We start from the raw sequence: 12,431 nt of genomic DNA on the forward strand, positions 1-12,431 counted from the left end.
ACATGAAAAGACTATCCTTCCTACTCTTGGGCATCCTGCTCATCGGCAGTTGTACCCCGAGTCAACCCACATCCGAAAATCAAAGCCCGCTACAACAACCCATGGATTCGCTGTTCGCGGCCTTTGACACCTTGGCATCCCCTGGCTACGCCATTGCCATAGAGAAAAAGGGTAAGACCGTATTCAAGAACGGATATGGCGCTGCCAACCTCGATTACAACATCCCCATCACCACCGAATCCACCTTTAGTTTGGCCTCGGTTTCCAAACAATTTACCGCCGCTTGTATCGCCTTGTTGATTTTGGACGACAAGCTCAGCTTGGAAAGCGACGTTTCCGAATACCTGCCCGAGCTCAAAAAATACCCCGATACCCTCCGACTGAAACACCTGATCTACAATACCAGTGGCATTAAGGATTACAACCGGATCGACAGGGAACGTGGTAGCTCATGGGTGACCTTCAACTATTTTGAAATCGACGAATGCATCCGTACTTCCCTATCGGAACCCGCCTTGCAATTCACTCCCGGCAGCCAGTGGGATTACAGCAATATGAACTTCATCTTGTTGACCAAGATCGTGGAGGCAGTGAGTGGGCTTCCGTTCGCAGAATTCGCCAAAACCCGCCTTTTCGAACCTTTGGGCATGCAGCATACCTTTATCCACGATGACATCACCACCATTGTCAAGAACCGGGTGACCCCATACAATCCTAGAAACGAACTGTATGTGCGGGAGTACGGCAAACAAGGGTTCCATCTGGGGGCAACTGGAGACTTTATCCAACACCACCGGAACGCACCGCACTATGGCGGCAGTGGGGTCATGTCGACCATCGATGATCTCTTACTTTGGACGGCCAATATGAGCACTCATGCATTCGGCGGTAGCCCGTTCTACGATTTGATGCACAAGACCCTTAGCTTTGAACATGGGAGGAACAACCAGGCCTTCGGACTGTATTTTAGCGAATACCAAGGTCGAAAAACCGTAGCTTGGGAAGGCAGTGATTATGGCATCAGCACCCAAATCCTGCGCTTTCCGGAACAAGGGGTGTCGATCATCGTATTATCGAACCTCGGTTCTGGGCAAGCCCCGCAACAGGCCAACGCCATCGCCGATGTCTTGATCGCAGAAGGGATTTTGGAATAGATTTTCCGAACCAGCACCGCTAATCGTCATACAGGATTTGAAGCTGCTCCAACACCGCTTTTTCAGGAAACCGTTCTTGTAGGGATGTTAACAAGGCGCGGCCTTCATAACATCCCTTTCGCTCGTATTCGCATTGATAGGCCAACGCCATGGCCAGCCGATGGTTGGCCGCAAATTCACTGGGGTACAATTCGCGGGCCAAGCGGTATTGGTAAACGGCATTATGGAACTTCCCCTGCGCTAACCAAGCATCACCGTCGTTGATAAAGAAGAGGTATCTTTTGGTGGTTTTTGCAATTGCCTTGGCATCTACCGCAGCTTGGTAGTCATCCAAACGGTTCCAAATAAGGAGGGTCAACACCACCGCTACGATAACGGCCGATACGATGACCACGACATTACGAATATCATCTTTGCGGTCGACCCGTTTGGCTTCACGCCCGATGGCTTGTAAGCGGGATTTGGAAATAGGGGTGATTTCGACCTCCCCCTTGGCATAGGTTCGATACCCTTGCCGCAGCCGTTCAAAGCCAACACCAGGACGAAAGGGGTTTCGCTTGCGCAACAACTTTTCGTTGTTGCGAAGGATCGTGATCATGCCCTGTATGCTCCCTTCCCCTGCCATAGCAATGCGTACGTTTCATAGTGTCTTGCAGTTCAAACGGTCCGTGATGGACCAACTTGCCTTTATGATGGGTAGTACAAAGCGTCAAATTGTTACGATCACCGGCCGTGCAAGGGCTACATGGAGGTCGCCCCGGGTAATTTTCGGGCGAATGGTCGATTTTTCGCATCCGAAGTCGAATTGTCCTGCTTTGCCGACAGAATTTTAGGGTGCTTTCTTATATTTACGTAATGAAGAAATTCCTACTACTCCTTCCCTTCCTGCTGTTTACCCTACTTTGTTCGGCCCAAGACAAAATCCCCCAAATCGACTTCGACACCATCATCAAAAAGGTTCGGGTCAAGGCCAATGCCGGAGCCTACGACGAAGCCGTACAGCTATTGGATCAAATCAACAAAAACGATTCGACCTATTGTTCGCTCTTGGTCTCCAAATCGTTCTACCTCCTAACCCAAAAAAAATTCGATGCCGCCATCGCGGCTACGGAAGAAGGGCTGCAGACCGACTGTTACGACCTGCACAGTTCGTTCTATATCAACCAGGTGGTGATCCACATCAGACAAGAAAATTACGAAGCGGCGATCCGCAGCTGCGATGTCGGTCTGGAACGCTTTCCGCAGAACAAAACCCTGTTGTATAACAAGGCGGTCGCTTACGAAGGCATGGGGAAGATCAAAGAAGCGGTCGCCCTGTACCAACATACCATGGCCATCGATCCTTGGTACCGGAAGCCGTATTTGCAACTGGGCAATATCGCCTACCGCCAAGAGCTTATGGCGCAAGCCTTGATGTGCTTCAACATGTACCTCTTGCTCGAACCCGATGCCGATGGGGCCTTCAACACCTTGAAGTCGTTGAACAATATCGTACAAAGCAAAAACGAACATACAAAAGACCCCAAGCTGGAGCTATCGCCCGATGATGGTGCCTTTGAGGATATCGACCTCATCTTGACGAACCGTTTGGCCTTGAACGAGGGGTACCAAACCGGGAACGAAATCGATGTGGCCCTGACCAAACAAAACCATGCGCTCATCGAATCGTTAGATGGGTTTTCGGCCAATGACGGCTTTTGGGATCGAAAGTTCGTTCCGTTCTACCAATGGGTGCGCGATCAAGGGCATTTCAACGACTTCACCTATACGCTTTGCTATTCGATCGAAAACGAAACCTATAAGAAAATCGTCAACAAGAAATTCGACGAGATTCAAAGCTTTTACGAATCCGCCAGACAACGTTGGAAGGCGATCATGGCCAATGACCTTGTCACGGAAGGCGGCACCCAAAAAACCCTGACCCATTATTTCGAAGACGGCTATCTGCAAGGCATCGGCGAGACCAAAGCGGAAACCCTGTACGGCCCCTGGCAACTCTTCAACCAATCGGGGCGGAAAACCGCTGATGGCAGTTTTAACGAAAACGGGAACCGCGATGGCGATTGGACCTTTTACAACGACAAAGGGGAACGCAGCGAAACGGTGGTGTATGAAGACGGGGTGTTGAACGGTCCGAACCTGGTCTATTTTCCCAACGGGCGGCTCAAAATCAGCGCGAATTATGCGAACGACCAACTCGATGGCGAGTATCGGTATTACAGCGACAAGGGGGCCCTGCTCCAACGCAAGTACTTTAAAAACGGTGCCTTGGACGGTCCCTACCGAGCCTACCATAAGGTGGGCGAACCGCTCTTGCAAACCGAGGCCGAATATGTCGCGGGTGATATCAAGGACACCTACAACGAATATTTCGCCACCGGTTCACCCCGCTCCGTCATCAATTTCAGCGATGGGCAAGCCCATGGACCCGAATTGAAATACTACAGCAATGGCGCGGTCGAACTGGATATGATGAGTGCAAACGGGGAGGCCGAAGGAAGCTACAAGATTTTCCACCCCAATGGGAACCCGAAAGAAGTCGGCCAAACCAGCAATGGCAACTATGCCGGAAGCTGGAAGACCTATTACAGCACCGGCGTCATCGAAAGTGAGTACAGCTACGGCGATAACGGTACCATCGACGGGGACTACCATTACTACGACACCGACGGGAAATTGAATTACACCTTCGTTTACCGCAAAGGGGAGCTTATCGCCTACACCTATTTTGACAAGGATGGGGGCATCATCGAGCAAAACCGAAAGAAAGGGGGCGAGTTTTATTACAAAGGCTATTCTCCCCAAGGGGCGCTGGTCACTGAAGGGCTGTACGACATCAAAGGTGGAAAGGTCGGCGAATGGAAGTATTACGCCAACGGCATCCTGACCGATAAAGGAACCTATAAAGACAACCTGTTGCAAGGGGCGTACACCTCTTACTTCCCCAACGGCGATATCCGGGCGATCTCGAATTATACCAACGATAGCCTGCAGGGGTATTCCGCCAGCTATTTCCCCAATGGAAAGATCAAAAGACAGGGTTGGAACAAAGACGGACGCGCTCATGGGGAGTGGATATCCCACTATCCGGATGGGGGTATCAGTGAGGTCAATTTCTTCCACAAAGATCAATTGCACGGAGTACAAAAACTCTTTTCCGGCAACGGGGTCCTATACAAAACCAGTACGTATGCCTATGGCGAGCCGGTAAAGGAAACCTATTACGATGCCCAGGGGCAAGAGCACTTTAGCTTTACCAACGACAATGAACAAACGAAGTACGAAGTGACCTATCGCCATTATAACGGCAAGCCTTCGGTCACCTTCAATTACGTCAACGGCATCAGGCATGGCGCATATGTCTCTTTCGATTTTTATGGAACGAAGATCTCAGAGGGCGAATACCTCAACGGCGAACTTCACGGGCCGTTGAAACTCTATCACGATAACGGCCAATTGAAGACGGAGGCCAACTTCTTGAACGGCGAATTGGACGGGCCGTTCAAAAGCTACCATGAAAACGGAAGTCGCCAAGAAGTGTACCAATATGCCAATGGCCAATTGGTCGGTGAGGTGTTCGACTACCATGAAAACGGGGTCTTGTTGGCCAAGAACGTCTATGTCGATGGCAAACGGCACGGTCGAAGGGAAGATTATGACCCCAACGGCAAATTGCAACTCACCCGCTATTACGACTATGGCCGCCTTATCGGGTATGGGTATTTGGGGACGGATGGTGAAGAGATCCCCATGGTACCGCTCACCAACGAGTCGGGCAGGGTGACCACCTACTACGACAATGGCAAGGTTTCAAGGGAGATGGAATACCAAAACGGCTATTTGATCAACGATTTCAAGGAATATTACTACTCAGGGCAATTGTATGAACAAGCGACTTTTGTCGAAGGCGATTACCATGGCAAGTACATCGAGTACCACGAAAATGGATCGCTCAAGACCGAACACACCTATGTCTATGACCTCCTGCACGGCGGTTCGAAAACCTATCATGAAAACGGGAAGCTGAAAAAGGAGCGCACCTTTAAAAACGATGTGCAAGAAGGCCCCAGCAAGGAATATGACGCAAACGGAACATTAATCAAAGAAGAAACCTACTTCAATGGCGAGATCGTTTCATCCCAATCCCATTAAGACCGCGTTGCGGTTGGTCTGTGGTGCCCTTTTGTTAGGGACCCTAGGCGCCAACGCCCAAGCCTCTTTAGACCTAGACGGTTACAAAACGCTATACCCCAATTCGCAATCGGTGCGCTTGAACCAAGAGATCCAATTGGATATCGCCATCGAAAAAGGGCGGTTCCAGATTTCAAAGGCCTCCGTTGAAGAAGACCTGTACCTGTATGAAAGTGCGAAGTTCGATGCCAAGCAATCGATCAACTATTCGACCTTTTACGAATTGGACGAAATCGAGGCCTCTTCCTTCGTTTACAAAGAAGCGGGGTATGAAGAATTGAAGGTATCGGAGTTCCAACAAAAAGACGAGCTCGATGGGTCGTTCTACGACGATATCAAATCGGTGAATTTTATTTTTCCAAGCCTTGGTGAGGGGGCCAAGACCAAGCTGAAATACACCCAATCGATCAAGGATCCCCGTTTTTTGAGCGCCTTTTACTTCGCCAATTTCTTTCCGATCGCCAACAACAAGATCACCATTACCGCCGATAAGGACATTACCCTGCGCTTTGAGGAAATCAATATGGAAGGGGTGGACTTCGAATTCAGTGAAACCAGCACCCGCAATCAAAAGACCTATACCTGGACGATCACCGATGTAAAGCCCTTCAAATACGAATCGAGTGCGCCCGATTACAAAAGCATCTTGCCCCATATCATCCCGATCATCGTATCCTACCAATCCAATGGCAAGACGGTGAAGGTATTGGACGACATCGCCGACCTCTACCACTGGTATTTCTCTTTGGTCAAAGACCTGAACGCCGATGAAGCCCCGGCCGAACTGGTGGCCTTGGTGAATGGTTTGGTATCTGACCAGCCCAATGAACTGGAAAAGGTCAGGGCCATCTATTATTGGGTGCAAGAGAACATCAAATACATCGCTTTTGAATACGCTTTAGGGGGATTCGTACCCCGCGAAGCCAATGAGGTCTTCCGCAAGAAGTATGGCGATTGTAAGGACAATTCAAGCCTTTTGCTCAAAATGCTCGAAATCGCCGGGATCAAGGGCAACCTGACCTGGATCGGCACCCGAAGCATCCCTTACAAATATGAAGACGTACCCACCCCTTCTGCCGACAACCACATGATCTTGCATTATGCCTACCAAGGCCGCTCGTATTATCTCGATGCCACCGGAAGGTTCAATCCTATCGAAGTGCCCTCTTCCTTCATTCAAGGCAAGGAAGCCTTGATATCAATGGGGCGTGATTCGTTCATGATCAAAGAAGTCCCCATCGTGCCGCCCACCGAAAACCGTTTTCAAGACCGGGCCACGATCGAACTGCAGGGCAACACCTTGGTGGGGCAAGGCTCCTCGACTTTGATCGGATACGGCAAGATGGACCTCTTCTATCGGTTGGAGGAGGCCCAAGACGAGACTGAGGTACGCGCCCTATACAACTCCGTTTTCCGCAAGGGAGCGAACAGTTTTTTGATCGATGGGTATGAAGAGACCAACAAATACGATTACGATAAGGAATTCACGGTGAGTTACGGGTTCAACATCCCCAATTACGCCAAAACCTTCGGTGATGAGGTGTATATCAACATGAACCTCAGCCGATCCATTGCTTCGAATTTGAAAACCGAAGATGACCGCAAGGCGGCCTACGAACACAGGTACCTCGACATGGCCAACTATACCTATACGTTGAAGATCCCGGAAGGATATACCGTTGATTACCTCCCGCCCAATATGGAACTGGAGAGTCCGTTCGTCGACTTTACGATCAGCTATGAATTGAAGGAGGACGAATTGATCTATACCCAATCCTTTACCTTAAAACAACTGGTCTTAGACCTCGAAGCCCAAAAGACCACCAATGCCTTGACCAAAAAAGTCGTAAAGAACCACCAAGAAGTGGTCGTCTTGAAAAAAAAGTAGCCCTATGAAAAACACCCTATCCGCCCTGTTGCTCTTTTGCTCGTTATGCCTGAATGCCCAAAACGAGCTGGTCACCACCGCCTATGATTGGGAAGCCGAACCCGCCTATAGCACCAGCATCGAAACAGGTGTCGCCATGAAGGCCTTGCAGGAAAAGTACACCATCGAATACGCCTATGATGACGAAGGTACCTTCACCCAACATTATTTGGAACACAAGACCCTCTTGCTCAACAGCAACGACAAGATCGAGGAATACAACAAGATCTATTTGCCCTATAACGCAAGTTCGGCCCTGTTGAAAAGCAAGGCACGGGTCATCACCGCTTCCGGGGAGGTCATTGAACTCGATGAGTCGAAGATCTTGACCGCCCAAGACAATGAGACCGGCCAGAATTACAAGTATTTCGCCTTTGAAGGTGTTGAAAAAGGGAGCATCATCGAATATTTCTATGTGGAGCGGAAAAATCCGAGTTACAGCGGTTCCACCTATAGGCTGCAATCCGATTTCCAGAAAACCAATGTGGCTTTCGAGCTCTATGCCCCTTCGAACCTGGTCTTCGAATTCAAATCATATAACGGCCTTCCTGCAGTGGTGCAAGACACCTTATCGGAAGGGCGTTCACGATGGGAATTGAAGCTCGACAAGATCGATGCCCTATTGGATGAATCGCAAGCCCCGTACACGGCTTCGAGGGCCGCATTGGTCTATAAACTGGATAAGAACCTGAATTCGAACAAATCGGACCTTTCCTCCTACGGCAATGTCGCCCAGAACATTTACAACTACTACTATCAAGAACCCGATAAGACCGCCCAACCCCTGTTGGACGAATTCTTGGAGGGGACCATCAAAGCGACCGATACCGACGATGCCAAGATCCGGAAACTCGACAACCAGATCAAGTCAGGCTTCATCTTGTCAGAAGCCGGGGGTGACAACCTCAACGACCTCACCTCCATCCTCAAAACCAAGATCGCGAACTCCGCCGGCCTCATCCGCTTGTACGTTGCCCTGATGCAACAATTGGAGATCAAGCATGAATTGGTAATCACCTCCGATCGTACCAAAATAAAATTCGATGACAAATTCGAGGCGCATAACTTTTTGACCGACTTCCTAATGTATTTTCCGAAACAGGATCGCTACCTCTCGCCCACCGAACTTGGCACACGCTATGGGTACCCGCCCCCCTACCTGACCGACAACCATGGGTTGTTCATCAAAGAGGTCAGTGTGGGGAGTTTCACCTCGGCGGTAGGCAAGATCAAATTCATCAAGGCCGTCAGCGCCGACGATACGGTCGATGAAATGAAGATCGATGTCAATTTCGATACCGATGACATCACCACCAACGAAATCAAGCTAAGCCGATCCTTCAGTGGTTACTACGCCCTACCCATCCACCCCTATATGGCCCAGGTCATCGGCGAAGACCGCACCAACATCTTAGAAGGCCTGGCCAAGACCATCAATGAAAACGTGACGGTCGAAAGCATGGAGGTCATCAACGAAGACCCCGAACTTTTCGGTGTGAAACCGATCATTTTCGAATTGGGGGTGCGTTCCAATGCATTGGTCGAAAAAGCGGGGCGCAAGTATTTGTTCAAAGTGGGCGACTTGATCGGTCCGCAGGTGCAGATGTACCAGGAGAAAAAACGGGTATTGCCCCTTGAAAACGAACATACCAGAAGCTATTTAAGGACGATCACCATAACCCTTCCCGAAGGGTATGATGTAGTCAATCTCGAGGATATCAATATCGACAACAAATACGCCGAAGGAGGTTCGGAACAGTTCTCCTTTACCTCTTCGTACGAATTGGCCGGCAATGTGCTCACGATACGGGCCGATGAATTTTACCGGACCAACATCGTGCCGCCATCGAATTTCAACGAATTCAGGAAGGTCATCAACTCCGCCGCCGATTTCAATAAAATCACCTTGATTTTGGAACCCAAGGGCTAAGCGGTTTCCCGTGTATGGCCGGGGCATGATCCTATAGCGCTTCCATATCAAGGACTTATAAGTATCTTTAAGCCTAGTTTCCGATCCCAATACGAGAAAACATGGCAAAAAAAGCACAGACCGCTTCCTTTATGGTGCGGTTTACCCAAAAGATCTATGATGAAAACGGCGAGTCGAAAGTACAATGGCGGGGCAATGTCTCGCATGTACAAGGCGGTGAGGATATCAACTTCACCGATTTCAACAAGGCCGTAGCCTTTATCCAAGAACACCTGGCCCAGCTCACCATGGATGCGACCGAAGACCGCTCTTCCGAAGAACAGGAAAACATCTTGAGCAAGAGTTTTTCCCTGTTCAAATCCGTGGCGGCCACCGGACCCAAGATCATCAAGGAGACGCTCAAAGACCCGCGTAAGCAGGTGGCCAGCATTCAAGACCAATTGACCGAGTACAGTGGTGAACTGCTAGAGAAAGTCCCCATCGATCAATGGCGAAACGCCTCGAAATCGGATTTCAAGTCCATCCAAGACACCTTGGACAAACTCACCCGTTCGGTGACCGATCTTTCGAAAAAAATGGATGCCTTTCAATCCGAAGCGGTCACCGATAAGGCCGGGATCAAAAAAACGACGGCCCGAGCCAAAACGAATCCTAAAAAAGCCTGATCCCCCTTGTCTGAAGCGAGCTTGACATCGGAACTAGCGGGCTATAGGAAATTTCAGCTCGAAGCACCCATAAGATTCCAAACCTTGGGGCAGTTCGCCCTATGGCGTAATGGGGAAAAAGTCAGCTCGAAAGAATGGGGAAGGGATAAGACCGTACAGCTCATCCAATACCTCATCTCCTACCGCAACCGCCACGCCCTGCACAAAGAACACATCATGGACCATCTCTGGGAAGAAGGGGACGACCGTGATTTCAAAGTGGCCCTTCACGGGGTGAATAAAGTGTTGGAGCCCCTTCGGCCGTCGCGGACCGAAGCCATCTACGTAGCCCGACAAGGAGCGACCTACCAGCTGAACCTCGAATTGGTATGGATCGATGTGGAAGCGATCGAAAACTACATCGTTTTGGGCAACAAGGCCCTGACCGAATTTCCGGAGGTGGCCGAAGAGGCTTATCAAGAAGCGGTCGCCCTTTATCAAGGTGCCTACCTCCCCAACCGTATTTTCGAGGATTGGTCTTCGGAAGAACGGGAGAAAATCCAGGTCTTGATCCTCGGCGCTTTCGTGAACCTGGCTGAACTGCTGATCGAGAGCAACCCGATGGAGAGCATCCGGCTCGCGCAAGAGGCCATTGCGTTGGACCGTACCTGGGAGGATGCCTATCGGATACAAATGGCGGCCTATGTCGCCAAAGGCAATCGCCCCCAAGCCCTGAAAACCTATCAAAAATGTGCCGATATCCTGGAAGAGGAATTCGGAATCGACCCCCTACCCGCTACCAGGGCCCTCTTAAAGGACATCGAAGCCATCGCCTGATGCCCTGAAAACCCTTTCCAGCAAAAGGGTTCCCGTTTTTTTTCCAAAAAAATCCTAGACGACGCATCGATTGCAACTCAATTGTAACTACCCCATAGTACGTTTGCACCAGAATCATCGGATAATCAGAAAAAAGACACCTATGGCTACTAAAAAAACAAAACAGACACTCGTAGAGAAAGCCACCTTCAAAGCATTGGGTTTGGCGACCAAAGCCAATGATTTCGCCCTTTTAAAAACGGAGCAGGCTTTTGACGCCTCACTTGGTTTCGCCCAAAAGTCAATGGGGTTCACCACCATGGTCGTAAAAAAAGGATTGGACATTTCAGCCACTCAGCAAGATTTGGTTTTCGACCTATTGCACGGCGTCAAAAAAAGAATCGTCAAAAACTAGAAGTTCCGACTGCAACCCAGTTGTAACCGACCGCACTTAGCTTTGCGGAAACAAAATGAAATAACAACATACAGATATAGTATCATGGCAACAAAAGCAGAAAAAAAAGCAACGAACAAAAAGAGTTTGAACAACGCCTTGATCAATGCCACTGTCGCAACGATCAACACCACCGTTGAGAATGGTGAAAAATGGCAAAAATTGACCAAAAAAATGGTCAAAAAATCAGAACCCGTCCGTAGAAAACAAATGGATATGGTTTTCGAAACCGCTACTGCGGTCAAAAACCAAATGACCAGCGGAAAAGAACGCATGTTGGACCTTGTCGGGTATGAAGAAGACATGATGGAAAGGGCGGTTGAATTCGCTTCGAACACCAAGGTCGGTAAGAAGGTCATCAACGTGACCGAGACCCTTAAAGAAAAGGTGGCCGAAAACCCTATGGTCAAAAAAGCAGAGAAGACCGCTGACGGGTTGAAAGCAAAAGGTACCGCCAAATTGAACGACTTGCGCGGTGATGTTTTGGAGCAAGCCAAAAAGATCTTGAACAAAGGAGAGGAATTGGTCGAAGAGGCCATGGTGCCTAAAAAAGCGGCCAAAAAGGTCAAGAAAAACGTGACCAAGGCCAAAAACAAGGTGCAAGAGACCGCTAAGGTAGCGACCAAAAAAGCCACTGCAACAGCCGGTAAGGTCGTCACCACTGCAACGGCCGTCGTAAAAGACGATTTGAAATTGATCAATGGTATCGGACCAAAATTGGAGAAAATGTTCAACGAAGGAGGTATTCAAACCTTCGCCCAATTGGCCAAAGCCAGTGAAGCGAAAATCAAAGGCATCCTTGAGAAGGCCGGTCCTATCTTTAAGAACGCCAATTTCTCAGAATGGGTGAAGCAAGCCGAAGAGTTGGCCAAGTCGGTCAGCAAAAAAGCCTAAGCATCCTTTTGGATAATAGCACAATTCGAAAGCAATGAAAAATAAAAGCACGAAAAAGAACAGCAAAGGGCGGGTCAGTGAAATGATGGCCAAGACGAAAAACTTCGCCGTAAAGACCAATGATAAGGCCCTAGAAAGAACGGAGGCTGCCGTAACCACTTCCTTGGAAGTGACCGCACAATGGCAGAAAGTTGCCGATAAAGCCCTAAAAGGAGGTTTGAAATTGGCAGCGAACCAACAAGATTTGGTATTCGACATTTTGAACGAAATCAAAGACCACGCATTAGCCGGAAAAGAGAAGTTCCGCAAACTGGTCGCATAAGGTAGTTTAGTTAATCGTTTTAGATGTATCAAAAACCAGTTTGTCCCCCTTGGGATGGACTGGTTTTTTTTATGCATGCATAACAAATGGGAAATCGTT

The 12,431-nt window shown here is 49.3% G+C and carries 10 protein-coding genes; 9 read left to right on the forward strand and 1 reads right to left on the reverse strand.

Going from position 1 to position 12,431, the window contains the following annotated elements:
• Positions 1-2: 2 nt before the first annotated feature.
• Positions 3-1,154: a serine hydrolase domain-containing protein gene (locus ABV409_RS02275; protein WP_353875921.1), complete on the forward strand. Its 1,152-nt coding sequence runs from the start codon at positions 3-5 to the stop codon at positions 1,152-1,154.
• Positions 1,155-1,173: 19 nt separating this feature from the next.
• Here ABV409_RS02275 and ABV409_RS02280 read toward each other — a convergent pair whose 3' ends face one another.
• The gene (locus ABV409_RS02280; RefSeq protein WP_353875922.1) at positions 1,174-1,779 is read right to left on the reverse strand and encodes a hypothetical protein; all 606 of its coding nucleotides are present in this window, start codon (positions 1,777-1,779) and stop codon (positions 1,174-1,176) included.
• A gap of 230 nt (positions 1,780-2,009) precedes the next feature.
• Between ABV409_RS02280 and ABV409_RS02285 the strand changes: the two genes are divergently transcribed.
• The 8 genes from ABV409_RS02285 (at position 2,010) to ABV409_RS02320 (ending at position 12,332) form a co-directional block, all read left to right on the forward strand.
• A complete protein-coding gene (locus ABV409_RS02285) occupies positions 2,010-5,306 on the forward strand; it encodes a hypothetical protein (RefSeq protein WP_353875923.1) in 3,297 nt (1,098 codons plus the stop codon).
• Positions 5,275-7,233 (forward strand): DUF3858 domain-containing protein, encoded by a 1,959-nt coding sequence (locus tag ABV409_RS02290; RefSeq protein ID WP_353875924.1) that lies wholly within the window; start codon positions 5,275-5,277, stop codon positions 7,231-7,233. The genes ABV409_RS02285 and ABV409_RS02290 overlap by 32 nt, the downstream gene beginning before the upstream one ends.
• Positions 7,234-7,237: 4 nt before the next feature.
• The gene (locus ABV409_RS02295) at positions 7,238-9,202 is read left to right on the forward strand and encodes a DUF3857 domain-containing protein (protein ID WP_353875925.1); all 1,965 of its coding nucleotides are present in this window, start codon (positions 7,238-7,240) and stop codon (positions 9,200-9,202) included.
• 101 nt (positions 9,203-9,303) lie between these two features.
• Positions 9,304-9,867, forward strand: a complete 564-nt coding sequence (locus ABV409_RS02300) for a hypothetical protein (RefSeq protein ID WP_353875926.1) — start codon at positions 9,304-9,306, stop codon at positions 9,865-9,867.
• Between the two features lie 6 nt (positions 9,868-9,873).
• Entirely contained in the window at positions 9,874-10,683 is an 810-nt protein-coding gene (locus ABV409_RS02305) for an AfsR/SARP family transcriptional regulator (RefSeq protein ID WP_353875927.1), read from the forward strand.
• Positions 10,684-10,825: 142 nt separating this feature from the next.
• Positions 10,826-11,077 (forward strand): hypothetical protein, encoded by a 252-nt coding sequence (locus ABV409_RS02310; protein ID WP_353875928.1) that lies wholly within the window; start codon positions 10,826-10,828, stop codon positions 11,075-11,077.
• An 84-nt stretch (positions 11,078-11,161) separates the two neighbouring features.
• Positions 11,162-12,010 (forward strand): hypothetical protein, encoded by an 849-nt coding sequence (locus ABV409_RS02315; RefSeq protein WP_353875929.1) that lies wholly within the window; start codon positions 11,162-11,164, stop codon positions 12,008-12,010.
• A 34-nt stretch (positions 12,011-12,044) separates the two neighbouring features.
• Positions 12,045-12,332, forward strand: a complete 288-nt coding sequence (locus ABV409_RS02320) for a hypothetical protein (protein WP_353875930.1) — start codon at positions 12,045-12,047, stop codon at positions 12,330-12,332.
• The last annotated feature ends 99 nt before the right edge of the window (positions 12,333-12,431 follow it).

Source organism: Flagellimonas algarum (assembly GCF_040513375.1).
GTDB classification, from domain to species: domain Bacteria; phylum Bacteroidota; class Bacteroidia; order Flavobacteriales; family Flavobacteriaceae; genus Flagellimonas_B; species Flagellimonas_B algarum.

Excerpts from the sequence above, each read along its gene's own strand:
- ABV409_RS02290 (WP_353875924.1), top strand. The coding sequence starts at position 5,275 with ATGGCGAGATCGTTTCATCCCAATCCCATTAAGACCGCGTTGCGGTTG.
- ABV409_RS02285 (WP_353875923.1), top strand. The coding sequence starts at position 2,010 with ATGAAGAAATTCCTACTACTCCTTCCCTTCCTGCTGTTTACCCTACTT.
- ABV409_RS02275 (WP_353875921.1), top strand. The coding sequence starts at position 3 with ATGAAAAGACTATCCTTCCTACTCTTGGGCATCCTGCTCATCGGCAGT.
- ABV409_RS02315 (WP_353875929.1), top strand. The coding sequence starts at position 11,162 with ATGGCAACAAAAGCAGAAAAAAAAGCAACGAACAAAAAGAGTTTGAAC.
- ABV409_RS02310 (WP_353875928.1), top strand. The coding sequence starts at position 10,826 with ATGGCTACTAAAAAAACAAAACAGACACTCGTAGAGAAAGCCACCTTC.
- ABV409_RS02280 (WP_353875922.1), bottom strand. The coding sequence starts at position 1,779 with ATGGCAGGGGAAGGGAGCATACAGGGCATGATCACGATCCTTCGCAAC.
- ABV409_RS02295 (WP_353875925.1), top strand. The coding sequence starts at position 7,238 with ATGAAAAACACCCTATCCGCCCTGTTGCTCTTTTGCTCGTTATGCCTG.
- ABV409_RS02300 (WP_353875926.1), top strand. The coding sequence starts at position 9,304 with ATGGCAAAAAAAGCACAGACCGCTTCCTTTATGGTGCGGTTTACCCAA.
- ABV409_RS02320 (WP_353875930.1), top strand. The coding sequence starts at position 12,045 with ATGAAAAATAAAAGCACGAAAAAGAACAGCAAAGGGCGGGTCAGTGAA.